This is a genomic window from Pseudomonas sp. RC4D1 (assembly GCF_018390395.1).
Taxonomy (GTDB): Bacteria; Pseudomonadota; Gammaproteobacteria; order Pseudomonadales; family Pseudomonadaceae; genus Aquipseudomonas; species Aquipseudomonas danubii.
This window is the reverse complement of the sequence record NZ_JAHBAW010000003.1, coordinates 417,864-444,000: the sequence shown is the minus strand read 5'-3', so window position 1 is coordinate 444,000 and position 26,137 is coordinate 417,864. Positions and strand designations below refer to the sequence as shown.

23 protein-coding genes and 1 pseudogene are annotated in these 26,137 nt (G+C 63.5%); 11 read left to right on the top strand and 13 right to left on the bottom strand.

Annotation, left to right across the window (positions count from 1 at the left end):
* Positions 1 to 14: 14 nt before the first annotated feature.
* Positions 15 to 389 (bottom strand): hypothetical protein, encoded by a 375-nt coding sequence (locus KHO49_RS27040; RefSeq protein ID WP_213666161.1) that lies wholly within the window; start codon positions 387 to 389, stop codon positions 15 to 17.
* A gap of 303 nt (positions 390 to 692) precedes the next feature.
* Here KHO49_RS27040 and KHO49_RS27035 point away from each other — a divergent pair, with 303 nt between their 5' ends.
* Both KHO49_RS27035 and KHO49_RS27030 read left to right on the top strand, forming a co-directional pair.
* Complete coding sequence (locus tag KHO49_RS27035) at positions 693 to 1,103, top strand: T6SS amidase immunity protein Tai4 family protein (RefSeq protein ID WP_249735872.1); 411 nt, start codon at positions 693 to 695, stop codon at positions 1,101 to 1,103.
* Positions 1,104 to 1,221: 118 nt separating this feature from the next.
* Positions 1,222 to 2,157, top strand: coding sequence for a phytanoyl-CoA dioxygenase family protein (locus KHO49_RS27030; protein WP_213666160.1), 936 nt, complete (start codon positions 1,222 to 1,224; stop codon positions 2,155 to 2,157).
* 6 nt (positions 2,158 to 2,163) lie between these two features.
* On the opposite strand, the gene KHO49_RS27025 is transcribed toward KHO49_RS27030, so the two are convergent.
* Positions 2,164 to 3,057 (bottom strand): LysR family transcriptional regulator, encoded by an 894-nt coding sequence (locus KHO49_RS27025; RefSeq protein WP_102879834.1) that lies wholly within the window; start codon positions 3,055 to 3,057, stop codon positions 2,164 to 2,166.
* A 133-nt stretch (positions 3,058 to 3,190) separates the two neighbouring features.
* On the opposite strand from KHO49_RS27025, the gene KHO49_RS27020 reads away from it, so the two are divergent.
* Together KHO49_RS27020 and KHO49_RS27015 are read left to right on the top strand one after the other, a co-directional pair.
* Positions 3,191 to 4,837 (top strand): GMC family oxidoreductase, encoded by a 1,647-nt coding sequence (locus tag KHO49_RS27020; protein WP_110653464.1) that lies wholly within the window; start codon positions 3,191 to 3,193, stop codon positions 4,835 to 4,837.
* Positions 4,838 to 5,033: 196 nt separating this feature from the next.
* On the top strand, positions 5,034 to 6,656 hold the full coding sequence (locus KHO49_RS27015; RefSeq protein ID WP_213666159.1) for an MFS transporter: 1,623 nt from the start codon (positions 5,034 to 5,036) through the stop codon (positions 6,654 to 6,656).
* 46 nt (positions 6,657 to 6,702) lie between these two features.
* Here KHO49_RS27015 and KHO49_RS27010 read toward each other — a convergent pair.
* Positions 6,703 to 6,795: pseudogene (locus KHO49_RS27010) on the bottom strand (hypothetical protein); the annotation flags it as partial.
* An 85-nt stretch (positions 6,796 to 6,880) separates the two neighbouring features.
* Between KHO49_RS27010 and KHO49_RS27005 the strand changes: the two are divergent.
* On the top strand, positions 6,881 to 7,615 hold the full coding sequence (locus KHO49_RS27005; protein WP_213666158.1) for a glycine-rich domain-containing protein: 735 nt from the start codon (positions 6,881 to 6,883) through the stop codon (positions 7,613 to 7,615).
* A 50-nt stretch (positions 7,616 to 7,665) separates the two neighbouring features.
* On the opposite strand, the gene KHO49_RS27000 is transcribed toward KHO49_RS27005, so the two are convergent.
* Positions 7,666 to 9,117 (bottom strand): serralysin family metalloprotease, encoded by a 1,452-nt coding sequence (locus tag KHO49_RS27000; RefSeq protein ID WP_222933760.1) that lies wholly within the window; start codon positions 9,115 to 9,117, stop codon positions 7,666 to 7,668.
* 282 nt (positions 9,118 to 9,399) lie between these two features.
* Between KHO49_RS27000 and KHO49_RS26995 the strand changes: the two genes are divergently transcribed.
* Positions 9,400 to 9,696: a hypothetical protein gene (locus KHO49_RS26995; RefSeq protein WP_102879838.1), complete on the top strand. Its 297-nt coding sequence runs from the start codon at positions 9,400 to 9,402 to the stop codon at positions 9,694 to 9,696.
* Positions 9,697 to 9,702: 6 nt separating this feature from the next.
* Here the strand turns inward: KHO49_RS26995 and KHO49_RS26990 are convergent, their stop codons facing one another.
* Positions 9,703 to 12,063: a DNA polymerase II gene (locus tag KHO49_RS26990; protein ID WP_213666157.1), complete on the bottom strand. Its 2,361-nt coding sequence runs from the start codon at positions 12,061 to 12,063 to the stop codon at positions 9,703 to 9,705.
* Between the two features lie 568 nt (positions 12,064 to 12,631).
* Between KHO49_RS26990 and KHO49_RS26985 the strand changes: the two genes are divergently transcribed.
* A complete protein-coding gene (locus tag KHO49_RS26985) occupies positions 12,632 to 12,961 on the top strand; it encodes a hypothetical protein (protein ID WP_213666156.1) in 330 nt (109 codons plus the stop codon).
* A gap of 227 nt (positions 12,962 to 13,188) precedes the next feature.
* Here the strand turns inward: KHO49_RS26985 and KHO49_RS26980 are convergent, their stop codons facing one another.
* Genes KHO49_RS26980 through KHO49_RS26960 form a run of 5 tightly spaced genes read right to left on the bottom strand, consistent with a single transcriptional unit; the run spans position 13,189 to position 17,908 of the window.
* A complete protein-coding gene (locus KHO49_RS26980) occupies positions 13,189 to 13,914 on the bottom strand; it encodes a YczE/YyaS/YitT family protein (protein ID WP_102879840.1) in 726 nt (241 codons plus the stop codon).
* A 55-nt stretch (positions 13,915 to 13,969) separates the two neighbouring features.
* Positions 13,970 to 14,902 (bottom strand): ROK family protein, encoded by a 933-nt coding sequence (locus tag KHO49_RS26975; RefSeq protein ID WP_102864356.1) that lies wholly within the window; start codon positions 14,900 to 14,902, stop codon positions 13,970 to 13,972.
* Positions 14,902 to 15,645, bottom strand: coding sequence for an SDR family NAD(P)-dependent oxidoreductase (locus tag KHO49_RS26970; RefSeq protein ID WP_170004919.1), 744 nt, complete (start codon positions 15,643 to 15,645; stop codon positions 14,902 to 14,904). The genes KHO49_RS26975 and KHO49_RS26970 overlap by 1 nt, the downstream gene beginning before the upstream one ends.
* A gap of 23 nt (positions 15,646 to 15,668) precedes the next feature.
* The gene (locus KHO49_RS26965) at positions 15,669 to 16,628 is read right to left on the bottom strand and encodes a transglutaminase-like domain-containing protein (RefSeq protein ID WP_102864354.1); all 960 of its coding nucleotides are present in this window, start codon (positions 16,626 to 16,628) and stop codon (positions 15,669 to 15,671) included.
* A complete protein-coding gene (locus tag KHO49_RS26960) occupies positions 16,625 to 17,908 on the bottom strand; it encodes an alkaline phosphatase family protein (protein ID WP_102864353.1) in 1,284 nt (427 codons plus the stop codon). Before KHO49_RS26960 ends, KHO49_RS26965 begins: the two co-directional genes overlap by 4 nt.
* A gap of 615 nt (positions 17,909 to 18,523) precedes the next feature.
* On the opposite strand from KHO49_RS26960, the gene KHO49_RS26955 reads away from it, so the two are divergent.
* The 4 genes from KHO49_RS26955 to KHO49_RS26940 are packed head-to-tail and all read left to right on the top strand — an operon-like array spanning position 18,524 to position 23,085.
* Positions 18,524 to 19,732 carry a DegT/DnrJ/EryC1/StrS family aminotransferase gene (locus KHO49_RS26955; protein ID WP_102864352.1) on the top strand — a complete coding sequence of 403 codons (1,209 nt, stop codon included), beginning with the start codon at positions 18,524 to 18,526 and terminating at the stop codon, positions 19,730 to 19,732.
* Positions 19,729 to 20,805, top strand: a complete 1,077-nt coding sequence (locus KHO49_RS26950) for a Gfo/Idh/MocA family protein (protein WP_213666155.1) — start codon at positions 19,729 to 19,731, stop codon at positions 20,803 to 20,805. The genes KHO49_RS26955 and KHO49_RS26950 overlap by 4 nt, the downstream gene beginning before the upstream one ends.
* A gap of 28 nt (positions 20,806 to 20,833) precedes the next feature.
* Positions 20,834 to 22,213 carry an MATE family efflux transporter gene (locus KHO49_RS26945; RefSeq protein ID WP_213666154.1) on the top strand — a complete coding sequence of 460 codons (1,380 nt, stop codon included), beginning with the start codon at positions 20,834 to 20,836 and terminating at the stop codon, positions 22,211 to 22,213.
* Positions 22,213 to 23,085, top strand: a complete 873-nt coding sequence (locus KHO49_RS26940; RefSeq protein ID WP_102879847.1) for a glycosyltransferase family 2 protein — start codon at positions 22,213 to 22,215, stop codon at positions 23,083 to 23,085. Before KHO49_RS26945 ends, KHO49_RS26940 begins: the two co-directional genes overlap by 1 nt.
* Here the strand turns inward: KHO49_RS26940 and KHO49_RS26935 are convergent.
* The 3 genes from KHO49_RS26935 to KHO49_RS26925 form a co-directional block, all read right to left on the bottom strand.
* On the bottom strand, positions 23,025 to 23,786 hold the full coding sequence (locus KHO49_RS26935; RefSeq protein WP_213666153.1) for a PIG-L deacetylase family protein: 762 nt from the start codon (positions 23,784 to 23,786) through the stop codon (positions 23,025 to 23,027). The two genes, KHO49_RS26940 and KHO49_RS26935, sit on opposite strands and share 61 nt — an antisense overlap.
* The gene (locus KHO49_RS26930; RefSeq protein WP_162884138.1) at positions 23,776 to 24,882 is read right to left on the bottom strand and encodes a bis-aminopropyl spermidine synthase family protein; all 1,107 of its coding nucleotides are present in this window, start codon (positions 24,880 to 24,882) and stop codon (positions 23,776 to 23,778) included. Before KHO49_RS26930 ends, KHO49_RS26935 begins: the two co-directional genes overlap by 11 nt.
* Before the next feature lie 84 nt (positions 24,883 to 24,966).
* Positions 24,967 to 26,136, bottom strand: coding sequence for a hypothetical protein (locus tag KHO49_RS26925; protein ID WP_213666152.1), 1,170 nt, complete (start codon positions 26,134 to 26,136; stop codon positions 24,967 to 24,969).
* Between the last annotated feature and the right edge of the window lies 1 nt (position 26,137).

The following is a 26,137-nucleotide window of genomic DNA, read 5'->3' as shown; positions in this document are numbered from 1 at the left end:
CCGGGACTGAACGCTCAGTCCGGCGTGGCCTTCCCGGACAGCGCGATCAAGTGCTCGCTGCAGCCGAAGCCGCCCACCGCATCGTCGTACCAGGACACTTCCACCACCGCAATGCAGCCGTCATAGGACTGCCCCACCAGCGTGCCGTCGGCCTTGAACACCCGCAGGTAGCCGCCAACGCTGTAGCGCGAGCTGTCGCCATCACCGGGCATGGTCATGGTGGGAATCCAGGTGCGCCAGCTGAACAAGCGGTATTTCTGGTAGTAGAAGGCCTGGTCAGGACTGTAGTCGCGGCCCTGATACGGCGTGCCGTAGTAGAACGAACCGTAGGCCTGGTACGCCAGGAACAGCGCCAGTGCGGAGCCCAGAATGAGTTTGATTTTTTGCATCGGGAGGGTCGTTCCTTTTACCCGTGGGGTCTTCAAGAGGGGGCAGGTCCAGCAGGCGCAGGCAGGCCTGGACAATCGCCTTGAGCAGGGCCGGGCATGGTCCTCAACGGCGGCGCTCAAAGCGCCGGCATTCTAGAGCAATAGCGGCGCAAAAGAGAGCTGGGAATCCTGCGGTGCAAGGGCTGTCTGGGGCATGGGATCGACGGCAGGCCGGCTCGTTGACAAGCGCCGTGGCAACGCCGACCATCTGCCGCCGTCAGCACTGGCGGATGCCTGGATCGAGGAGTGGCAAGGGTGAAAAGGATGAGCGTGTTGCTGTTATCACTGGCCGCTGCCTGCAGCGCGGCCCAGGCCACCAGTGAGGTCGACGCTGCCCGCCAATCCCTGAAGAACTACGGCCTGGCCAACTGCCTGGCCGAGCGTTTCCCGGAACCCTCGGCCATGCGTCGAGACGTCGGCCACGCCGTCGGCATGTACGGCGTGCTGGGGATAGGCCTGTACAACGTGCTGCAGAACGAAGACACCCTGGAAACCCTGCACAACCCCTACACCGCCACCACCGACTACGTGGCACAAGCCTATGAGCAGGCCTCGGGAAGCAGCAAATACAGCCGCGACAAGGTGGTGCTGCATGCTTGCCTTGAGGTCTACAACTCCCGGGCCTTCGATGAGTTCATCCAGACCCAGGACCGCTATATCCGGCCTGATGACTAAGACGCCGCCCTCCCTGCCCGATGTCGCAAAGGCGTTGTTCGAGGTCGAATCCAGCCTGCCGACCCAGCTCGCGCTGTCCATACTCAAGGGCCTTGTCCCCCGGTAATGGAATACCCCTGTGAACCTGCCACCGCTTCTGCCTGACACCGCCCCTGCCCTGGTCAACCCGCTGCGCCTGGACCAGGACGATCTGCGGCACTTCAAAGAGCGTGGCTTCATCAAACTGCGCAGTCTGTTGACGCCCGCGGCCATCCTGCAACTGCGCGAGCTGGCCAACAGCCAACTGCGCCCTGCCCCCTCGGGCACCTCGGCCCATGGCGACGGTTTCAGCCGCCTGACCCACCGAGTGACCCAGGTGGGCATCCTCGAACGCCTCTACCGGCAACCGGCCTTCGCCCAGGTGCTGACCCGCCTCACCGGCTGCCGCTTGATCATGAGCGAGGCCCAGAGCTTCGAGCTGGGGGTGGGACGCTCGGGCTTTGCCTGGCATTACGACTCGCTGAACTTTCGCTACATCCGCCCCCAGGACCCGGCCTTCAGTCTGTGGATGCCGTTGCAGCCGATCCGCCCCCAACTGCAAGGTGGCGGCATGGCCTGGGTGCCCCTGTCGCTGTTCTCGGCCCAGGAGAACTTCCAGTTCTCGCGCCTGCTGGCAGGCAAACTGGCACGGGGCGAGACGGTGGCCGAATTTTCCGCGCACCTGCGCCAGACCTACTGCACGCCCGGGGTGCTTACCGACGCCTTCGAGGAGCAACGCATCGAAGAGGCCTTCGATCCCGGCGACGCCCTGCTGTTCAGCAAATACCTGTGGCACCGCTCCAGCCCCTTGCTGCCCGGCGACCTGGAACGGCGCCAGGCCGTGACCCTGCGCTTGCTGGACTGGCGGGCATGCCTTGATCCACTGATGCAGGAAGGTGAAACCCGCAGCGCCGGTGGCCTGGGCATGGGCCTGGACGGCGGCCCGTTGAACCCGGTGTCCTACGGCTCGCGCTTCGTCGACATCAAGCCCGGTGCACCGATCCGCAGTTCGGCCCATTGCGGGCCGATTCTCTGAACCAGGCTAGATCTCGGGCCCCAGCAACACCTGCTGCTGCGCCGCGCACAGCTGCACCAGATAGTCCCAGACCACCCGCAACCGCACCGATTTGTGCAGCTCGCGGCGGGTGCTGATCCAGTAGGCGCGCTGGATGCTCTCGGCCGGCAGCAGCGGCACCAGTTGCGGGTCGGCGGCGGCCATGTAGCACGGCAGCACGGCGATCCCCAGACCGGAGCGGGCCGCTTCCTGCTGGGCGATGACGCTGGTGCTGTGGAACACCACCTGGGGGTTGCGGCAAAAGCTGTTGAGGAACATCAGTTCCTGGCTGAACAAGAGGTCGTCGACATAACCGATCCAGGCGTGGCGCCCCAGGTCCTCGCGGCTGCGCAGGGGCGGCGCGCGGTCCAGGTAGGCCTGGCTGGCGTACAGGGCCAGGCGGTAGTCGGTGAGTTTGCGGGTCACCAGCATGTCGGCATTGGGGCGCTCCAGGTGAATGCTGATCTCCGCCTCGCGATTGAGAATGCTGACAAAGCGCGGCACCGCCACCAGCTCCACTTCCAACCCCGGATAACGTTCGAACAGGCCATACATGCGGCTGGCCAGGAACTTCACCCCCAGGCCTTCGGTGACGCCGACGCGGATCTTGCCCAGGGGCGCACTGGACTGGGTGATTTCCTCCTGCACCAGCAAAGCGACGTTTTCCATGGCCTCGGCGTGCTTGAGCAGCGCCTCGCCGGCCGGGGTCAGCTCGTAGCCCTGGGCATGCTGGACGAACAGCGCGGTGCCCAGGGCCTGCTCCACCGCCTCGATATGCCGGGCCACCGTGGCGTGGGTGGTGTTCAGTCGCCGGGCCGCGGTGAGCAGGCGCCCGCTGCGTTGCAGCTCGAGGAAGTAGCGCAGATCGTTCCAGTCGAACATGGAAAATCCTGGTGGATGTCGAAGAGGGACGCTGTTAGAAAACGCACAGCAGGTGGGTAAAAACTAACATTCTTTTAACGAAAGCTAACAACTAGGATGAGGGCAAAACAAGAACGAAGAAAAGAGGTCACGGATGCTCCCTGCCTTTGACGCCTACGACTACATCGTGGTCGGCGCCGGTCCCGCCGGCTGTCTGCTGGCCAATCGCTTGTCGGCCAATCCCCAGCACCGGGTGCTGCTGCTGGAAGCCGGCGGCCGCGATAACTACCCCTGGATTCACATTCCCGTGGGCTACCTGTTCTGCATCGGCAACCCGCGCACTGACTGGTGCTTCAAGACCGAAGCCGAACCGGGCCTGCAAGGTCGCAGCCTGAGCTACCCGCGGGGCAAGGTGCTGGGCGGCTGCTCCTCGATCAACGGCATGATCTACATGCGCGGCCAGGCCGCCGACTACGACGGTTGGGCCGCTGAAGGCAACCCGGGCTGGAGCTGGAACGAGGTCCTGCCGCTGTTCAAGAAAAGCGAAAACCACTTTGCCGGGGGCAGCGAGTTGCACGGCGCCGCCGGTGAATGGCGGGTCGAGCGCCAGCGTCTGTCATGGCCGATCCTCGACGCCTTCCGCACGGCTGCGCAGCAGAGCGGCATCCGCAACATCGACGACTTCAATGGCGGCGACAACGAAGGCTGCGGCTACTTCCAGGTCAACCAGAAGGCCGGGGTGCGCTGGAACGCCGCCAAGGCTTTTCTCAAGCCCATCGCCAACCGCTCCAACCTGGTGGTGCTGACCGATGTCGAGGTGCAGCGGCTGATACTCGAGGACGGCCGCGCCACCGCAGTACGGGCCATCAGCCAGGGCCGCCAGCAGACGTTCAAGGCCCGCCGGGAGATCATTCTGTGCGCCGGTTCCGTCGGCTCGCCAAGTATTCTGCAGCGCTCCGGGATTGGTCCGAGCGCGCTGCTGCAGCGGCTGGGGATCGGGGTCAGCCATGACCTGCCCGGGGTCGGCGGCAACCTCCAGGATCACCTGCAGTTGCGCCTGATCTACAAGCTGGAAAACGCTCGCACCCTGAACCAGATCGCCGGCAGCCTGTGGGGCAAGATGGGCATGGGCCTGCGCTACCTGTATGACCGCAGCGGCCCGCTGTCCATGGCCCCGAGCCAATTGGGCGCCTTTGCCCGCTCGGGACCGGAGCAGACCAGCGCCAACCTCGAATACCACGTGCAGCCGCTGTCCCTGGAGCGCTTCGGTGAGCCCCTGCACAGCTTCCCGGCCTTCACCGCCTCGGTCTGCGACCTGCGTCCGCAAAGCCGCGGCCGGATAGAGATACGCTCCGTGGAACCCGGGGATGCACCGCTGATCCAGCCCAATTACCTGAGCCATCCGGAGGATCTGCGCGTCGCCGCCGATGCCATCCGCCTGACCCGGCGCATCGTCGGTGCCCCGGCCCTGCAGCCGTTCAAACCCAGCGAATACCTGCCCGGGCCGCAGCTGCAGAGTGAGGAACAACTGCATGAAGCGGCGGCGCGCATCGGCACCACCATCTTTCATCCGGTGGGCACCTGTCGCATGGGCAGCGACGCCCACGCCGTCGTCGACGCGCAACTGCGGGTGCATGGCATTCCCGGACTGCGGATTGCCGATGCCTCGATCATGCCGCGCATCACCTCCGGCAACACCTGCTCGCCGACCCTGATGATCGCCGAGAAAGCCGCCGAACTGATTCTCGCCAGCGTCCCCAGGAGTACCGTCCAGCACAAGGAGAACACCACCCCGGCATGAGTGCAGGAGCCGGCTTGCCGGCGAAGGCGCCCCCAAGGCCGGCACCTGGCTCAAGGGCTTCTTCGCTGGCAAGCCAGCTCCTACGCTCGGGAGGTAAACGAAGGTTCATCGCACGGTCGCGGTGAATCGCAACAACGGCGTCGGTCACGGCGCCGGCAGTGGAACAACAACAATAATCACTGTAAGGAAGCCCCCTATGTCAGAACACGCTCAGCCTCTCAATGCGTCCCTGGACGACTGCGCCGCCAAGGGCAGTCAGAAGGTGATCTTCGCCTCGTCACTCGGCACGGTGTTCGAGTGGTATGACTTCTTTCTCTATGGCGCCCTGGCGGCGGTGATCAGCAAGCAGTTCTTCGCCGGGGTCAACGACACCACCGCGTTCATCTTCGCCCTCATGGCCTTCGCCGCCGGCTTCGTGGTGCGCCCCTTCGGCGCCCTGGTGTTCGGTCGCCTGGGGGACATGATCGGCCGCAAGTACACCTTCCTCGCCACCATCGTCCTCATGGGAGTGGCGACTTTCGCCGTGGGCCTGCTGCCCAACTACGCCAGTATCGGCATCGCCGCACCGATCATCCTGGTGGCCCTGCGCATGCTCCAGGGCCTGGCCCTGGGCGGTGAATACGGGGGTGCCGCCACCTATGTGGCCGAGCACGCGCCCCAGGGCAAGCGCGGTTTGCACACCAGTTGGATCCAGTCCACCGCGACCCTCGGCCTGCTGCTGTCGCTGCTGGTGGTACTGGCTTGCCGCTATTTCACCGGCGATCAGTTCGAAGTCTGGGGCTGGCGCCTGCCGTTCCTGCTGTCCATCGTCCTGCTGGGCATCTCCACCTGGATCCGCATGAGCCTGCACGAGTCGCCGGCGTTCCTGAAAATGAAAGAAGAAGGCCGCGCCAGCAAGGCGCCGATCCGCGAGTCCTTCGGCAAATGGGAGAATCTCAAGGTGGTGCTGATCGCCCTGTTCAGCATCAACGCCGGGCAAGCGGTGACCTTCTACGCCGCGCAGTTCTATGTTTTGTTCTTCCTCACCCAGTTCCTCAAGATGGACCCGGCCCTGGCCAACAGCCTGCTGATCATCAGCGTGGTGATCGGCGCGCCGATGTTCATCTTCTTCGGCTGGCTCTCGGACAAGGTCGGCCGCAAGCCGGTGCTGATGCTCGGCCTGCTGCTGGCCACCGTGCTGTATTTCCCGATCTTCAAGGCCCTGGCCCATTACGCCAACCCGGCCATCGACCAGGCCAGCCGCCAGGCGCCCATCAGCGTCAGCGCCGACCCGGCCACCTGTACCTTCCAGTTCGACCCGGTGGGCAAGGCGCGCTTCGACAGCCCCTGCGACAAGGTCAAGACCTTCCTGGTGAAACAGGGCCTGCCCTACAGCAGCGTCGCCGCCCCGGCCGGCAGCCCGGTGCAGGTCAGCGTCGGTGACGTGACGATCAACGGCTTCGACGAAGCGGCGCTGCGTGGCGCGGTGACCCTGGCCGGCTATCCGCAGCAGGCAGACACCCAGAACGTCAACAAGCCCATGGTGGTGCTGTTGATCGTGGCGCTGATCCTGATTGCCGCCATGTGCTACGGCCCGCTGGCAGCGCTGATGGTGGAGCTGTTCCCGACCCGTATCCGCTACACCTCGATGTCCCTGCCCTACCACATTGGCAACGGCTGGTTTGGCGGCTTCCTGCCCACCGTGTCCTTTGCCCTGGTGGTGTACACCGGCGATATCTTCTATGGCCTGTGGTACCCGGTGCTGATTACCGGGGTCAGCCTGGTGGTGGGCTTGCTGTGTTTGCGTGAGACCCGGGATATCGATATCGACCACGTCTGACGGGGCCGTTCACGGGCGAGCAGGATTGCGTAGGAGCCGGCGGCTGTCAGGTGTTGTTACAGCCGCTGGCGATGGTGTCTTGATTGGAGGCGCTGAACTGCGACGGTTCCAGGTTCCACTCGGGCGGGTTGCCGGCGATCGTCAAGGGCGGCATCGATGGGACGACTTGAATAACGCGCTGCTTTGCGCCACTGTCTCGGCACTTTTTCCGGCGGAGACCGAGCATGCTGTTGATCCTTCCCGCAGTGGTGGCCCTGGTCTTGATCCTGGTGTTCTGGCGCCGTCAGAAAGCCCTCACTGCGTTGCGCCGGGAAGCCTATATCCGCAACTTCACCTTGCCACCGCGGCTGTTCGAGCCGCTGCGCACCCAGCATCCACACCTGAGCCTCAAGGACTGCCAACTGGTGGCCCAGGGCCTGCGCCAATTTTTCCTCGCCTACCTCAAAAGCGGCCAGCGCTACGTGTCGATGCCGTCCCAGGTGGTGGACGACCTGTGGCATGAATTCATCCTGCATACCCGGGACTACCAGGCGTTCTGCAACGAGGCCTTCGGCCAGTTCCTCCATCACACCCCCGCTGCGGTGCTCGGCCAGAATGCCGAGCAAAAGAGCGACAACGGCCTGCGCCGGGTCTGGCGCCAGGCCTGCCTGGAAGAAAACATCAACCCGGCCCAACCCAGCCGCCTGCCGCTGCTGTTCGCCCTGGATGCCAAGCTGAAGATCGCCCGGGGCTTTCACTACGTCGCTGACTGCCAGTCCCTGCGGCGCCTGACGGACAACGGCAGCACGGCCGCGGTGGTGCACTGCGGCAGCGAGCTGCACAGCAGTTCCTTCGACAGCGATTCCTCCAGCAGCAGCTCTGACAGCGACAACTCGCGTTTGGGCGGCGACGCAGACAGTGGCGGCAGCGATGGCAGCGGTTGTGGGGGTGGCGGTTGTGGCGGCGGGGGTGGTGACTGACGTTCAGTGAAGAGCGGCGCCTTGGCGCCGCTCCTGTCACACAGCGTTGATCAGGCGATGATGTCGGTGACGGCCGCCTGGCCCACGGTGCCCACGGCGAAGTCCACCGCGCCATGACCGGTCAGGTCGATCATCAGGCTGGTCTGGTTGGTCTCGGCGAAGTAGGTGAGGATCGCATCGCCGGCGTGGCCAGTGAAGCCGCTGACGAAGTTCAGGGTGGCGCCGGTGGAGGCAAACAGGCCGCTGAGGTCGATCTTGTCCTCGCCACTGGCGAAATCCATGATCCAGTCCGGGGCGTCGAAGGTCGAATCCGCAGCCGCGCCGTAGACGAAGGTGTCGGCCCCCGCCCCACCCCACAGGCTATCGCCGCCGCCACCGCCGTAGAGGATGTCGTTGCCGGCACCGCCTTCGAGGATGTTTGCCGCAGCGTTGCCGATCAGCAGGTCATTACCGGAACCGCCGATGGCGTTTTCCACGGTCACGCCATGGGCGATGGAGACGTTGCCCACCAGGCCGCCGACATCGGAGAAACCACCCTCGTTGAGGTTGATTTTCTGGTTCTGGGTAAAGCCGGAGAAGTCCAGGGTATCGTTGCCGCCACCGTCCCAGACCGCGAACACCAGCTTGTCGGAGGCGCTATGGGCGCTATAGAAATCCCGCTCGGTGTTGGAGTTGAAGCCATAGACCGTGTTGTCGGCACGGGTCTCGTGGTTGGCGCCATAGAGCTTCTGCACCGCGACGATATCGTCCAGCAACGGCGCCGAGGCGTAGGCACCGCCGCCGTCCTTACTGAAGTTCTGCCCGGTGTGGCTCTCGCTCCAGTAGCTCATCAGGCTGTAGCCGCGGGTGTCCTGGGCGTAGGTGACGTCGTTGTAGGTGGGGCTGCCGCTGCCGGCGTTGTACACACCCGGATGGGACAGGCCCAGGCTGTGGCCGATCTCGTGGGTCAGGGTCTGGCGACCATAGTTGCCATTGCCCGGAGTTTCGTTGACCCGGTACTGGTCGTTGATCAGGTACCAGGACTGGCCGTCATAGCTGCTGCCGGACGGCAGGTAGGCGAAGGCCGCGCCGCCGGTGCTGACGTTGTAGTTGCCGAAGCTCAGGTGGCCGTCGCCGCCCTTGGCGGACTCGCTGAAGGTGATGTTGGCCACGTCCGACCAGGACTGCAGGGCCAGGAAGGCCTGAGCCTTCTGCAGCGCGCTGAACTCGCTGAAACTGCCCAGGGCCGGGTTGTAGTTGGCCGGTTTGTCAGTGAGGAAGCTGTAGCTCAGGTCGATCTTGCCGTCGCCGTTCTGGTCGTGCCAGGACAGGCCCTTGCGCAGGATCGAGTCGGCGGCCTGGTCGGCGGTGAACGATGGCTTGCCGTTCACCAGTTCGCTGCCGCCCCGGTCATACAGATGGCTGAAGGCGTGGACCTGCTGGTAGGCATTACTGCCCGCTGCGAGCGGGTCGATCCCGTAACCGATGGTTTCAGGAAGTGCTTTGGATAGTGCGTTTGACATTGTTACGTCCTTGTTCCAGACAAAAAATTTCCGATAGAACAGCCACGACCCCGCCTGCGAGATCGTCCTATCACTCGCCCATTGAGGCCCTGGAAACCTGACACAGTCGTCAACGGCGAGTCCACGGTTTTTTTTGTCCGACAAAAGCCCGAAAACCGCTCTGTCCCGGGGTAAATATTCCACTCGCGCACAGCTCTGGCAGCCGATAGGCTAAGCCCCCATCCGGGGTTGCAAAGGGCCGCTCAGGCCTCTGCCTCCAGGCTGTTCCACGAGGAGTCCGCGATGCGCAAAATCCTGCTGCTGGGCACTTTGATGATGTTCACCGGCGCCGCCCACGCCGAAGCTGTACCGCTGTTCAACGTCTCCTGCCCCGGCAATCTGGCCGTCAGCGCCGACCAGGGCGGTCCGATTTACATCAACGGCAAAGTGGTCAAGAGCCGCGCCGTGGATGACCGGCATTTCCAGGTCAAGACGCCGGAAACGAACCTGACCATCAGCGTCGAGGACGACGACTCAGTGAGCGTGAAGTACAGCGACAAACACGGTGCCAGTGGCCTGTGCGAAGCCGTGGACGACTGAGGCGCCTCAGAACAGGCCCATCTGCCCGCCCACCAGGGTGCTGAAGTCGTCCTGCACGAACGGCAGGATGGCGTCTGCCACCGGCTGCAGTTGCCGGGTCAGGTAGTGCTCGTAGTCGATGGCCGCGCGGCGGTTTTCCAGGGGCTCGGGGCCAGCCAGGGTGATCACGTAGCTGATCCAGCCACCGTTCTGGTACTGCAGGGGCCGGCCCTGCTCGCGGTTGTACTCGTCCGCCAGGCGCGCCGCGCGCACATGGGGTGGCACGTTGCGCTCGTAGTCGTCCAGGGGACGGCGCAGGCGCTTGCGGTAGATCAGCAAATCGTCCAGTTGCCCGGCCAGGGTGCGTTGCACGTAGTCGCGCACATAGTCCTGGTAGGGCTGGCGGTGGAAGATGCGCTGGTACAGCTCCTGCTGGAATTCCCGGGCCAGGGGCGACCAGTCGGTGCGCACGGTCTCCAGGCCCTTGTAGACCATCTCCTGGCTGCCATCGGCGCGCTGCACCAGGCCGGCGTAACGCTTCTTGCTGCCCTCCTCGGCGCCGCGGATGGTGGGCATCAGAAAGCGTTTGTAGTGGGTTTCGAACTGCAGCTCCAGGGCGCTGTCCAGGCCGTATTGCTGCTGCAGATGCTCGCGCCACCACTGGTTGACGTGGGCCACCAGGCCGCGGCCGATCAGCGCCGCCTGCTCCTCGTCATGCAGGCTGCCGAGCCAGACGAAGGTGGAGTCGGTATCGCCATAGATCACTTGATGGCCCTGGGCTTCGATCAACTGCCGGGTACGGGCCATGATCTCGTGGCCACGCAAGGTGATGGATGACGCCAGGCGTGGATCGAAGAAGCGGCAGCCGCTGGAGCCGAGCACGCCGTAGAAGGCGTTCATGATGATCTTCAGGGCCTGGGACAATGGCGCGTTGTGCTCGCGCTTGGCCACTTCGCGGCCCTCGGCGACCCGGGTCACGATCGAGGGCAGGCAATGTCGGGTACGGGAGAAGCGCGCGCCGCGAAAGCCTGCCACCGAGTGCTGGTCATCCGGTTGACGCAGGCCCTCCACCAGCCCCACCGGGTCGATCAGGAAACTGCGGATGATCGAGGGGTACAGGCTCTTGTAGTCCAGCACCAGCACCGACTCGTAGAACCCGGGCCGCGAATCCATGACAAAACCACCGGGGCTGGCCTGGGGCGGCAGCTCGCCGAGATTGGGCGCGACAAAGCCCTGGCGATGCATCAGCGGCATGTACAGGTGAGTGAAGGCCGCCACCGAGCCACCGCTGCGGTCGGCGGGCAGGCCGGTGACCGTGGCCCGCTCCAGGAGAAAGGTCAGCAGCTCGGTCTTGGCAAAGATCCGCGTCACCAGCTCGCAGTCCTTGAGGTTGTAACGGGCCAGGGCCGGCTTGTCCTCGGCGAACATGCGGTTGATTTCGTCCATGCGCTGGTACGGGTTGTCGATGGACTTGCCCTCCCCCAGCAGCGTCTGGGCCACGTTCTCCAGGCTGAAGGACGGGAAACTCCAGGTCGCCGAACGCAATGCCTCGATACCGTCGATGATCAAGCGCCCGGCGGCCGAGGCAAAGTAATGGGTGCGGCTGCCGTGCTCGCGCCATTGCATTTCCTCGCCACCACGCCCCAGGCGCAGGGGCACGGCCAGGCGCCGGGCATGTTCGTGAAGCACCCGCAGGTCGAACTGCACCAGGTTCCAGCCGATGATTGCGTCAGGGTCGTGCTCGGCCAGCCATTGGTTGAGTTTCTCCAGCAACTGCTCGCGGCTGGCGCAGAACTCCAGATCGAAGTCCACCGGGCTGTCGTCCTCCCGGGCCTTGCCGAGCATGTACACCTGGCGCTGGCCACACCCCTCCAGCGCAATGGAGTACAACTCACCACGCTCGCTGGTTTCGATGTCCAGGGACACCAGCTTGAGGGTCGGGCGGTAGTCCGGCGCCGGCTTCATCTGCGCCTCAAGCAACAGGCCGTCGGGCCCTGGCTGGCCGCCAAAGGACACCGGCGCGGTAATGAAACGCTCCATCAGGTAGCGCTCGGGCGGACGAACGTCGCCCTCGAACACCTCGACACCGGCACGGCGCAGGGTCTTGTCCAGGCGCATCAGTTGATTGTGCTGCGGGCAGTACATGCCCAGCACCGGGCGCTGGTGGAAGTCCCGCAACTGCAAGGGGCGCAGCTGGACATCCGGGTCGTCGGCCAGCAAACGCTCGGCCTGGGCCCGCTGGGCCGCCGGAATGAAGGCCACGGACGTTTGCAACGGCAAGCGGATACGGCGCGGCCCCTGATCGGTGGCCAGCCAGAATTCGACTTCCGTGCCCGCCGGCGTGTCGCGCCAGTGCCGGGTCAGGACGAAGCCTTGTTGTACATCCACCGCTGCAACCTCAGAACATTTCAAGGCGCCGATTCTACCTGCCCTGACCGGCATTGGGGGGCCTGGGTGATGGCTTTTCGGCTTTTGTCAGACAATATGTAGTGCCTGAAAATTTTCACTACAAAACCGTTGACGAGAGGATTTCGCCCTTGCATGATGCAGGCGTCCCCCCGATCGGGGGACGAGGCAAAGGTGTTATGAGCAAGCTCGTCTGACCGCCGAGCTGTGACCCGGATGTGTACTGCCCACAAGGCAGATTGATGAAACTGACCTGGCATTGACCGTCCAGTACCAAGACGGGAAGCCGGCGAAAACTCTTCAAGATGCTTGTGGCCGATGGTGGGAATGTCGGCAGCTTCATCCAGGTTTACGCTGCTTCTCTTCGTTGTGACGCTATTGCGTAGCAGTTAATCAAGGCAACTACACGCATCAGGCTCTGGGCCTTATCTGTATCCGACAGACACCCTCTGTCGCCCTGTTTCCGGTATCAGGGTTCAACTTACCGACGTAGCAAGATGAATTAGCGAATCAACTTAGATAGATCGATAAATGGTCAAGGGGGCTACAAATGAATCTTAATAATCAACCCACTATTGATGAATTGGCACGTATGTTCGCCGCACAGAAAGACAGCCACGACAGCCACATCCTGTGGATTGCCAAGTCGGGCCAAGTGCATATCGACTGCCTGTCGCCCCATAGCCATGAAGCAGAGTTCGACCGGAACAACCAGGAACTGGCGGCCCGCCTGAAGATGTACCGCCGCGGCCAGGGCTACGTCGGCAAGAAAGCCGCCGCCGACAAAGACTTCATCGGTCGGGTCCTGGAGACCCTGAAAGCCGAATGGCAATCGCTGCGGGACAAGTCGGAAGTTCGGGTGATTGATCGGTTTTGTTGAGTACCTTGTGTGATCAACGGGTTGAACACCCGTTGATCCACCCTCTTCCTGGAACAACTGCAACACGGCACATAACCAACTTCTGCGTGTTGCAGCCACCTCTAGCAACTTTCACTCCCCTCATGACTTGCCACAGCGTTGCAACAAGTGGCTCGGAACTTCCCTGACGCGCCTGTTTCTCGAGCATTCGATCCGGCACCTGGGCATGCTCTTCGAGCACAGCGGCCTTACTTGCCAGTGAGCGACGCCGGAGGGACGAAATACACATCGCGGCGCTTTAGCCCATAGTTGCCCATGCGCAGGTAACGCTCGTTCATGTTCATGAAGGGCTTGATCATCGGCGCGATGATCAATAGAAACGCGATGGTGCCGATGCCGAATGGCCCGCCCATGAACCAGCCGAGGACAAAGACCGAAATCTCCAGAACCATCTTCGCCAGGGTGAAGGACCAACCGAGTTTGTTCATCATGCTGATCACCAGTAAATCGATGACCCGGATGCCGATCCCGCTCATGATGATCAGCGCCGAGGAATAAGCGCACAACCCCAAGCCAATGGCGAGCAGCACATAAGGCCCCAGGGCCGCCGCCAACACCTCGTCAAACTCCAGAAACAGCCAGAGATCGATGAACAGTCCGGTCAGGGTCGTGGTCACAAAGGGACTGATCGGCGGCCACTGCCTGTTCCACAGTGCCCACCAGAGCAACAAGCCCACCGAGAACAAAGCAGAACAAGCCCCCAGTCCCACCTGCAGATGATTGTTCAAGGCGATGACAAACACATCCAGTGGATCGGTGCCCAATCGGCTGACAATAAAGAACAGTGCCCCCAGCGAAAAGATCATCACGCCTATCAAGTACATCGCCAGCCGACTCGGCGTCAGCCAGGCACGCACAGAGGCGGCCAGGACTTTCTTCAGGCCCTTGGGCTCGTGGATTGGTTCGTTGATCATATCGTTTGCCTTTTCTCAGAATGGATACATCCGTTGTGTCCTGCCATGCGCCCATTCACCTCGAGCTCATGGAGATAAAACTCATGCCGTTGCTGACATGGCGAATGCTGACCCTGGAGTTGTCGATGCCACCTTCGCAAATCTCGTTCTGCACTTCGTGGCTGGCCTGGGCCAGATACAACCCGCCCAGCACCGAGGCTTCGGTGCCCTGGGGGGAATGCATCACCAGGGGCGGATTCAAGGAGGGTTTCAGGTAGCCCGGCTCGCGCAGCAGCATGCCCACCTGATGGGGAATTTCCGGGAAGCGTCCGAGCATGCCCCCGCCAAGGCAGATCACCTCCACCCGGAACAGCTCCACCAGGTTGGCCGTGGCCAGCGCCAGGGCCTGTACCGCCCGCAAGCGCCAGTGGTTAAGCGTGGCCTCATCGGAAAAGCCCATCGAGGCGACAAACTTGTCCAGTGAACGGAACGACGCATAGGCCTGCAGACAACCCGCCCGTCCACAACTGCAGGGCGCTCCTCCGGGCCAGACCAGCAGGTGTCCCAATTCGCGATCGGGCAACATGCGGCCCTGATAGACCACGCCGCCACCAACCCCGGTGCCCAGGGAAAAATGCACCAGGTTGGAGGCACGCATGACCGTGGCATCGCCGAAAGTCGCCGCCGTTCCGTCATCGCACCAGATCACCCGTTCGACCCCCTCGATGCGAAAAGCCGGGCCGATGGCCAGGCCTTCCCAGTCGGGTCGATTGGGCCAGCGAATGATTGTGCCGTCGGCATTGATCGTCGGCGCGCTGGCAATCACCAGGCAATTGATCGGGCCGTACAGCGCTATTTGCTGGCACAACAGGACCACCGCCTGTTCAAGAATGCTTTGCGGAACACAACCGGCCGGAATCTCGATGCGCTCACGCTGCACAACGCGTCCGGCGATGCTGAAGTGAAGGGCCATCTTGCTGCCGCCCAGGTCGATACTTGCGCAATGCATCAGAAACGCCCTCCGCCATCGACCGCGATCACCGCACCGTTGATATAGGAGGCCCGGGCCGAGGCGAGAAAGCCGACCACTGCTGCCACTTCCTCGGGGCGTCCCAAGCGTCGCAGGCCAATACGCTGGCACACCTGCTGTTCCTCGGCGGCGCTGTAATGGGTCGGTGGTCCGGCCACGGCCCCCGGAGCTACCACATTGACGGTGATGCCGAACCCACCGACCTCAAAGGCCAATGATCGGGCGTAACCATGCAGCGCCGCCTTGGACGCGGCATAAAGGCTTTGCCCGGGCATCCCGCTCTCGCCGGCCAGTGACCCCAGGAGCACCACGCGCCCGGCTCGCTGCCCCAGCATCGGCCGCACAACCTGACGCACCAGGCGGATCGTGGCCTCGACATTGAGTTCGAACAGCGGGTCGCCATCGAGTTGATTGCTGAGCAGGGCAGACTTGCGCAACATCTTCCCGGCACAACAGACCAAGGCATGAATCGGCCTTGAGTCAGCGGCCAGGGTGGCCAGCATCCTTGAGGTATCTTCTGCGCATGTCAGGTCGCAAGCGACCGGAATCAGTGTGCCAGGCAGCTCCGCGGTCTCGGCGACCAGGGCTTGCATACGCTCGATGTTGTGTTGATAGACCCCGAAGACCCAAGCGCCTTCGCGGACCAGCTCTTCACATATCGCAGCGCCCAGCACACCTGAAGCCCCTGTGACAAGGCACACCCGTCCATTCAGTTCCAGCATGATTTTCCCTATCTGCAATCGATTTAAACAGGCAGCTGAACCGCTACCCTGTATGACACCCGGTACTGCGTGGTTCCTGCCGTCGCCACAGGAAGCTGGCGAAAGTACTTGTCTTCGAAGCAGCTCAGGCAGGGAGCTCCGTTGTGGTCGTAGGATTCGACAACGCACAGCCTCAACAGCGCGCCCAGCGGTGACCTGTGCAGCGGCCATTGATCACAGACAAGCCCCGCCTGCTGTGACAGCAGGCGGATCATCAAGGGGTCCACGGCAATCCACTCACCACAGATCTGCAGTTCGGCCCAGTAATGGCCGGTGGCATAGGGGGAACTGAGCAGCAGGCCGAATACCTGCCTGGCAGGCAAGCCGAGTGCCTTGGCCCGCTCAACCAGCAGTTTCGAGAAGCCACCGCATTCGGCCAGCTTGTGCCGGCTCATGAATTCAAGGTCCCAACGAACTCCGTCATGCAGCATGTAGAACTGCATGCCGGCACTGACCTCTTCGATCAGCTCCCGAAACGGACTCGGCAGGAGCCGCATTTGGCCCGGTATGACTAGGCATTGGCGATAGAAGTCACCGCCCTGCGGTGCCTCCAGCACACACAGGCGCTCCGCGGCGGTCAGCACCTGGATCGGCCCCTGGGGCGGCTGTTTCTCGTTGAGCGTATACACCAGTTCAACCTGTCGCTGACGATCGGACTGGCGAAACGCCGTGGCCCAACTGCGCATGGCCAGTTTGTGCAACGACGGCAAGCGCAGGTGCAGGGACAGGCTGTACAGATCGTCAGGATCGAAGAACTCGTCGTGCTCCTGAATACGCGACACCAGGCCGATGGACTTCAGTGCCTGCAGGTCACTGTCGACAAAGCCATAGAGCCCCGCCTCCCCTGCCGCCACGCTGAACCGGCGATGGTGATCCTCGACCTTGCCCAGGTTATCGAGAACAGCTTGCGCCAACGGCTGCCGAACAAGCGCCAGGCTGGTCATGCGAAGCTCGTCATTTCACATTGGGCAGCCGCCTGACAACCACTCAGCCCGGCGATTGTCGGGGCGATCTGTTGCAGTTGAAGGGGCCCCGGCGCGGCCTTGATCCTGGCCCCATCCAGCAGCACGAAGCCGCAGTCGCGATGCCATCCCGACTGCGCGGTGCGGCGCACGTGGTTGGCCCAGCGCGGATCGCCCAAAGGTGGGCGCTTGGGGTCCGCCGGAGTCACGATCAGGCTCGGGGCCAGGTGAGTATGGGGCCCCTGGTACACCTCCTCCCGGGCACGGACGCTAGCCAGCGCCGGCTGCCCATCGGCAAAGCGGATGTCACTCAGGCATTGCATCACCGCCTGGCGTTGAGCAGCGCTGGCGTGCCCTTCATTGCACAGGTCGGCGCACAACATCACCCCATGGGAACCCTGCACCGTCTCCAGGGCGACGCTGCGCTTGAGGTCAACCTGCCCCTGCTCGTCGAGCACTTGCAGGCCCGCGGCCCGCAAGTGCTGATCGATGGAGAAGAACCCCGCCAGTTCGCCGAAGCCCATTTCGGAAAACACCAGCATCGACTCTGGAGCCAGGGACTGCAGACGCTCGCAGGCACGGTCGATGAAGTCATAAGCGCGCAGAATCTGCGGGCGCTGCGCGGGCTCGGACTCAAGCATTTCGTACCACATGAAATGTGACAGACGATCGGCCAGGGTCAGGTTGACGATCATCACATCCGCCTCTTGCGCAAGCGCCATGGCGCTGTCGAGCTGATGCTCGGCAATCCGGAAGGCCTGGGCCGCGAACTCGTCGAAGGGCTGCCCGGTGTAGAACAGCGAAACGTCATGGGCGTAGCGCACCCCCTGGGCATTCAGGTCGCGCAGCAGGCTGCGCGGGTGGCTGGTGTTCATCGAGTTGTGCATCGGGTAGGTAATCAGCGTGCCATTGAGCGGCCGCGGCGGATGGGTGAGCTGCACATTGACCACCGCAAAACGCTGACCGGCCATTTCCGGCCACTCCCAAAGCCGGGGCGCCATGACATCGGTGGTTTCGAGAATCCGCGGAATCTCCCCCGAGCTATGGGCGCTCCAGTAGGAAAAGCAGCCATGCCGACCCGGGTTGACCCCCGAGAAAGCGGTCGCCAGGTTGCTTGGCTCATAGGGCACCGGCCCACAATTCAAATGCCGATAAGAGTGCGCGCCCAAGCGCTGCGAGAACCATGGAAGCCGGCCTTTGGCAACTTCGGACTCCAGTACCAGTGGGTCCATCCCTTCGGCAATGACAATCAATGTCTTCATAATATCAATTAGCCTCTTATCATCCCTGAATCCGGCAAACTTAGTGAATACCGAACCAACACTTAGACATGACCGCAAAGTGACAATCCCTTTGCAATGTCGCGAATACCACCCTGTCAAGAAAGCGAATAAAAGGCAGAAAGACACAAACCACTCCTTTATTTAAAAAGGAGAGCTGCATATAAATTCCCAGATATGAAACGACACTTCCTTGACGTCAGCTATTCTTATAAAGCGCGCCTACGCCCGCCACCAACCCACCTCAAAGCCATTCAGAACGGGGGCTTCAGGACAAATCAGCTATTTCCGATTTTTTAACACAGGGATTAATTCGGACACGACAACTGCAACTCCGAGAGTATTTCACAATATTACAAAGGATTACTAAAAATAACCTTGCACCCAGCTTTTAATCCCATGTTATCTTCACGGCGACTCTGAAAATAACAACTAGGGAAGCACCACCCACGAACTACAAAACCTATAGCGCGACACATTTGGCAGCCCAACTACAACTTCAGGAAAGACACTTTAAACACCGGGACTTCTTCCAAAACATCCCGGTAAACATCTGCTTGCCTGTTTATTTATCAACCTTTCCAAGGGAATGGATGTATGACCCTGGCTATTGATGGCGGTACCCCTGTTCGACAAACCCCTTATCCCGGCTGGCCACAGTTTGGCGCCGAAGAGGAAAGCGCTCTGCTGCGCAGCCTGCACCAGGGCCAGTGGTGGCGCATGCAAGGCTGCGAAAACCTGGACTTCGAACAGGCCTTCGCGCAGATGCACGGTGCCCATTCGGCCTTTGCGGTGAGCAACGGCACAGTGGCGATCGAAATCGCCCTGCAAGCCGCAGGCATCGGTGCCGGTGACGAGGTCATAGTGCCGGCGTTCACCTTCATCTCCACCTCGATGGCCTGCCAGCGTATCGGTGCCACCGCGATTGCCGTGGATGTACTGCCCGACACGCTGTGCATCGACCCGGCCGCCGTGCTGGCGAACATCGGCCCCCGCACCCGAGCCATCATTCCAGTACACATGGCTGGGCACATGTGCGACATGCTCAGCCTGTCGAGAATCGCCGACCAGCATCGGCTGGTGATCATCCAGGACGCCGCCCATGCCCACGGCGCGCGGGGCTACGCAGATACCGGGATCGGCGAGTATGGCTCCCTGGCCTGCTTCAGTTTCCAGAACTTCAAGCTGATGACCGCCGGTGAAGGCGGCCTGGTCCTGTGCCCCAACGAAGAGCTGCGCGAGAAGGTCTTCCTGTATGGCAATTGCGGGCGTCCGCTGGGTGATCGCAGCTATCAGCACACCGTGGTCGGCACCAATGCCCGGTTGAGCGAGTTCAGCGCCGCGGTGCTTGGTGTCCAGCTTTCACGCCTGGAGCAACAGACCCGTGTGCGCCAGCACAACGCCCGGCTCCTGAGTGACACCCTGGCCCGCCAGGGACTGGTCACCGCACAGGTGCGCACCCAAGATGCCCACACCCATCCCTATTACATGTTCCTGTTCACCCTCAACGACCTCCCGGGCCAGCGCGCGCTGGATCGCAACCGGGTGGTGGACTGCCTGGTGGCCGAAGGCATCCCGGCGTTCCGCTCCTACCAGGCGCTGTACCGCATTCCCAGCTTCTGGCAGGCACCGGCACCGACCCGGCAGGACCTGGCCCAATGCATCGCCTCCTGTCCGGTGACCGAGCACATGGCACAACGAGGTATCTGGATCCATCACCGCGCCCTGCTCGGCAACGAACAGGACACCCTGGACATCGCCACGGCCATCGCCAAGGTCCACCAGCATCTGGCCGGCGAACGATGATCGAGCCCCGTATAGCCCTCGTCGGAGCCGGCTGGGTGGTGCGCAATGTCTGGGCACCACTGCTGGTGCAACACAATGCGCACATTGTCTCGGTGATCGATCCACAGACCGATGCGAGTACGGCCTTCCCTGCCATGTCGCCTGGCCCGCGCTGGCATCGCTGCATGAGTGAACAGGCGTTGCACAATTGCAATCTGGCCCTGATCTGCTCGCCCAACGTGCATCACGTGCAGCAAGCCTTGAGGGCCATGGGCCAGGGATTGCACGTGATCCTGGAAAAACCCGCCTGCCTGTCCTCCGCGGATGCCGAACAGTTGATCCGCTGCAGCCGTGAAACCGGTGCCGAACTCCTGGTCAGCGCCGCGGCGGCCCACCGCAGCGACGTTCGCGCCATGGCCGCGGCCCGGGGCGCGCTGGGCACACTGCACTGCATCGATGTCAGCTGGCGTCGGCGCCGTGGGGTGCCGCGCCCGGGCTCCTGGTTCACCCAGGCCAGCCAGGCCCTGGCCGGCTCGGGCGCGGACCTGGGCTGGCACCTGCTGGAGGTGGCTCTGCATGCACTGGACTATCCGTTGATCGACGCGGCCTTGTGCAACCATGTGCCGGCGACCGCCGATGAAGCTCAACAGCAGGCCACCTGGCGTGGCGACCAGGGCCCGGGAGGCGCGATCGAAGTCGAGTCGCAGTCATTCAGTTGCCTGCAGGCCCGGGGCGGCACGCTGGTGCGCATGAGTACTGCCTGGGCCAGCCACCAGGAGCACGATGAAACCCGTATCACCCTGTACGGCAGCGCCGGTGAGCTGTGTTTGCGCACCACCTTCGGCTTCAGCCAGAACCGCATCCAACAGCCGAGCCTGACCCTGACCGTGGACGGCACCCAGACCTCTCTGGCCTTCGCCGCCGAGGACAACCTCGCGCCCTACCGGGACTTCCTCGGCAGCCGCATCGCCAGCCTGGGCACTTGTGCGCAGACCCGCGAACACGAGTACCGCAAGCTGCGTTCGCTGGCCTCGGCGATGTCCGCCCTCTACCCCCATCTCACGCCATCTTGCACCGCCCGGCCAGGTCACTGACCGGGCGCCGCAGCCAGGAGCCACTCCCATGGCCAGTTCCACACCGCTCAAAGACAAGTTCCTGCAACTCTCCAAACTCTCGGGGCCGATCGTCGTGTCGCGCATCGGCTTCCTGTTGCTGTCCCTGGTGGACACCATCATGGTCGGGCGCTATGCCACCGAATCGCTGGCTGCGATCTCCATCACCCATGCGATTGCCGACACCTACATGCTGATTGCCGCCGGGTTGCTGTTCGGCATCCTGGTCATGGGCTCGATCGCCATCGGCCAGCAGGACCCCCGCGCCGCCGGCCTGGCCGCCCAGCGCGGAGTGGTCCAGGCACTCGGTCTCGGGCTGGCCTGCGCCCTGGCCAGTGTCGCCAGCCTGCCCTTGCTCGCGCGGTTCGGGGTGCAGGCGGAGCTGGCCGCGGCCATTGCCGAACTGATGGTCATCGTGGCGCTGGGGTTGCCGGCGATCCTGATCTACATCGCCTACTCGTTTTTCCTCGAAGGCATCTCTCGCCCCATGCCCGCCACCCTGGTCATCCTGGGCGGCAACCTGATCAACGCGGTGCTGTGCTACGCCATGGTCTACGGCGAGTTCGGCCTGCCGGAAATGGGCGCCCTGGGCTCAGCCTGGTGCACCACCATTGTCCGGCTGTTGATGGCACTGGCGATCGTGCTGTATGTGCACCGGATCATGGCTGACCGTGACGATTTCGCGATCAACCAGCGTTTTCGCTGGGCCTGGCCGCAATGGCAGATGCAGCGCCGCATCGGTTACGGCGGCGGCTTGAGCTTCGGCATCGAAGCCCTGGCCTTCATGCTCATCGCGGTCATGGCCGCAGTGGCCTCGCCATTAATTGCCGCCGCCTGCGCGGTGCTGGTCAATATCCGCTCGATCCTGTTCATGATTCCCATGGGGGTCGGCTTTGCCACCTCGATCCAGGTGGGCATGGCCCACGGCAACCGCGACCTGCCGGACATCAAGCTGTCGACCCGCGCCGGGCTGCTGCTGGGGGTGTCCCTGAGCACCCTCTGCGCCCTGGTCCTGGCGGCCCTGCCGGAACCGTTGCTGGCGCAATACAGCCATGACTCGCAACTGCTGGCCGTGGCCCTGCCGAGCATGCTGCTACTGGCCCTGGCGCTGCCCTTCGATGCCTGGCAGGGAATCATGTCCAATGCCCTGCGCGGACGCGAAGACGCCATGGCCCCCACCCTAATCCATGCCATTGCCTACCTGCTGCTGATGGTGCCCCTGGGCTGGCTGCTGACCCTGCACTGGCAGCGCGGCCTCAATGGTCTGGTGGAAGCCATGCTGATCGGCAACCTGATCGCTGCGGTGCTCATGACCCAGCGCCACCACCAACTGAACCACCAGCCCGGCCAGGCTGGCCCTGCCAGCGACTTGCGCGACGAAGGTGCCTGATGCAGCTCTCCGTGATCATTCCGGTGCATGCCAAGGCCGAGCGCCTGCGCCTGACCCTGGCCAGCCTGCAGCGCCAACAGGCACGCTGTGAATTCGAGACCGTGATCGTCGCCGACGGCGCCCAGCCCGCCGTACTGGCCCTGGTCGAATCCTTGCCGGACGTACGGCTGCTCAGCTCGCCGGGCCTGGGGCGCGCAGCGGCGAGGAATCTTGGGGCCAGTGTCGCCAGGGGTGAGATCCTGCTGTTTCTCGACGATGACATCCTGGTCCAGGACGGTTTCTTCGAGGCCCACCTACAGGCCCAGCAGACACACGGCGGCCTGGTACACGGCCGGCTGCGGGAACTGATTGCCCTGGGTCCGGTGAGCGATCCGGCCCTGGGCACCGTCGGCTGCCCACCGATCCTGGTGGAAGACTTGCTGGCCGGGCGCTGGACACCACAGAGCGCGCGGACCCTGGCCAATCCCCTGGAGCAGGCCGCAGAACATCCACGGGCCAGCCAGTGGCCATGGCTGGCCAGTGCCGGGGCGAACATCTCCCTGTCGCGCAGCGCCTGGCGCCAAGTAGGCGGGTTCGATGCGTCCTATGGCCGACGCTGGGGCATGGAAGACCTGGACCTGGGCTACCGCTTGTGGCGGGCCGGGGTCAGGCTGAGCCTGGAACCCCGCGCCTGCGGTTACCACATGTCCCATCACAATCCCCAGCGCTGGGAGGACCATCGGCATAACCTGCAACTGTTCCAGGCCCAGGCACCAATCGCCGAGGCCCTGGCCCTGGACGAACTGCTCTCGCCCACCGGCTCGGTGCAGCGCTACATCGCCCGGGTCGACCAGATCCGGCAGAACGCCGTGTCCCCCTGTACGCGGCAGTGACGCTGCAGGGCCTGGAGAAAACGGCCCTGACCGGCGAACAGCATCAGCACCTGGGAGCGGTAGCACAGCGCCGCCTCACGCCACGCCGGCCAGGAACAGGCAATATCCCGGGCTTGCAGCTGCAGGCCCAAGGCCCGCACATGCCCCTGCAGCGCCTGCTGCGACAACTGCTCGGCATAGGGAAACTCACTGTAGAAATACACCCGGTTAGGCAGCTCGCGGGCCAGGCGATGGGTCAGGCAATGGTCGACATGCCCCCCGATGGCCAGCGGCGCGCAGACCACATCCTGCGGCCGTAGAAAACCTTGCAGCGCAGCCACCAGGGCAGCCTCCGGGGCTGGCCAGGAGCCCGGGGCGCTGTCCAGGAACAGCGACTGCAGGCTGGCATGCACAAAACCTCCGCCCTGATCCAGACGCAATGCACCATCCGCTGCCTCCAGGTTCGAACAGCCGTAGCCGAGGACTGCGGCGGCACGCCGATCCTCGGCGCGACGTTGCCCGGGCGTGGAAAAACAGCGCCAGCGCTGCTCCGGCGCACGGGCCCGGGTCAGCCCCGCCGGGGCGTCGCCGGCAAACAGGCTCAACAGCTCAATCTCCTGCCGCGGCGCCCAGCGTGCCAGGCCGCTGCCCAGCGACCAGACCCCATCGTCCGGGTGCGGCGACAGCACCACCACCCGGCCATTGCCGGCCTCACTGGGCATTGGCGGTGCTGCCTGCGTACAACTGGCCCAAGCGCAGGAACCGGGAGATCTCCCGGTCATTGCGCTCCACCACCCGGCAGCGGCCCATCTTCAGGGGCGAGAGCTGGATGTCCGGGAAGTTGCGCATCTGCACCCAGGACAGGTGGGAAAAGGCCTGGTACAGCGCCTGCAGTTCACGCTCGCACGCCTGCACTCGCAACACCGGCGGCACCTCGGCCAGGCGTTGCGCGCTGGCGCTGAAGGCTTCCTCGAAGGCACTGCACACATGGGTTTCGGGACAGGGCACGCAGTAGTCCAGGTACAGACCAAAGCGCAGCAGCGCCTGATGCATCTCGACTTCCTGCCTGACCTGCTCCACTGACAGCACATCGTGACTGCCGAAGTTGAGGTAGCCGCTGCGCATGGCCGGTGGCGCCTTGAGTGCCTGCAAGGCGCGACAGACGAACATCAGCAAGCCTCCCAGGTCCTTGAAACCATTGACCGCAAAGCAGTCGAACTGCCCGACCAGGCTCTGGGGCAAGGGCTGGAAGACATCGTACTGAACCACCTCGATGTTATTGAAACCCTGCTGCGCCGCGACCCGGGCAATGGTCGCCAGCAACTGCGGGTCGATGTCCGCCACGACGATCCGTCGGCGATAACCATGTACCGCGAGGAACAGCGAGAACAACGCGTCATCCCCCAACAGCAACAGCGCCTCGTGATTCAAGTCGCCCAGGCTCTGCATGATCTTGTAACGACGGATCAAGGTTTCGTAGGTCTCGACGGACTGGCTGTACTGGCTCTGCTTGTCACTGATGAGATCGGTGAGGATCTCGCGAAAATGCGGGTTCAGGCGCAGGCTGTCGTCGCCCACCAGATGCAGGCCGCAGCCCGGCAGCGGAGTCTCATCCGGCCCCTCCCGGACAAAGCGCTGCGGCGAGCCTCCCGGCACCACGCGCAGCTGTCCCTCGGCCAGCAGTTGCGCCAGGCACCAGAGCACCTGGCGCACCGTCAGGCGCGACGACAGCAATTGATAGACCCGTTGGGGGGTGGCGAGTTTGGACAGCAGGTCGTCCAGTGCGGCGGGGTCCGCGGGTAAAGCGCTGGGCAGCATCGCCAGTCCTGTCTGTAGATCCGATCGAGTTGCCGCGAGTGTGCGCATGCAGCCTCCTGTATGCCTGGTTGAAGTGAGATGCCGTCAAAGCACGGCGTGCAGAATGTTCCCGGCACAACGGCCGTGAAAGAAGTTGACCCCGACTTCCAGGGTCGCGCCGCGCCGGTCGGAAAACCCCAGCCCGGTGCCGAACAACCCGCGCACCGCTTGGCCGCCCACCGTCAGTTCGTGGCTCTGCGGGTGCTTGCACAGGTTGCCGTCGCGCTGGTCCAGGCGCAGTTGACGGCCCTGGGCATCCAGCAGCCCGGGCAATCGGGGTCGGTAACCGGTGGCATTGATCAACAGCGCACCGCGGGCGAGCCAGGGTTGCGGATCGGTGGAGCCGATGTGCAAGACGACACTGGCGCGCGCGCCAGCCTCGATCTGCAGCAGGGTGTCCTGAGCGGCGCCGCGCAAGCCGCAGAAGCGGTTGACCTCGCCACTGTCCTCATCCACCCGGTCCTGGGCCCCCAATGGCGCGGCAACCCGGGTCGAGGCTGCCCACAATGCCGGGCGCCGACGGCACAGGACCTGGATCGACCCCAGGCCGAGCAGTCCGGTGAAACGCTCAAGTAGGTAGCCGACCACGGAAAAGGCGCTATGACTGCCCCCCAGCACTACCACTGGCAGCCCTTGCTCCAGGGTCTGGCGCAGGATCGGGTCAACCCGCCCCCGCAGCACCCGGTCGGAGCACAGCACCGAAGTGGCCGGCATCGCCTCCTGCGGTTGCAGCTCACGCACCCGGGCGCCACAGGCCAGCACCAGGTAACGGCTGGAACTGTTACCCCAGCCACCACTGACCGTGAAGCCATCCGCCTCGCATCGGACGTCCTCGACCCCGTGGGCAAAATGGATCGCCGCCCTGGGGTGAGCCTGACAGAGCTCGATGATTACCTGCGCCAGTTGACGCAGAAACGCCGAGACCTGCACCAGGGGCACTACCTGCTCCGGAACCTGCAGCCAGCGTTGTACCTGGGGTTGATCCAGGCACTGGGCAAACACCCCGTCGCGGCGAATGCCGCCAAGGAAATCGGCAATCGGCGAATTGGCTTCGATTTCGTAGCCCAGGCCATCCCACTGCTCCAGGGAGGCACTGCGCTCATGCACCTGCAACCCGCAGTCGAGCAATTGCTGCAAACGGCCATTGCGATCTGCAGTAATGAACAGACCCAGGGCCGCGGGCCCGAATCCGATGATCTGTAGCAAGGTATCCATG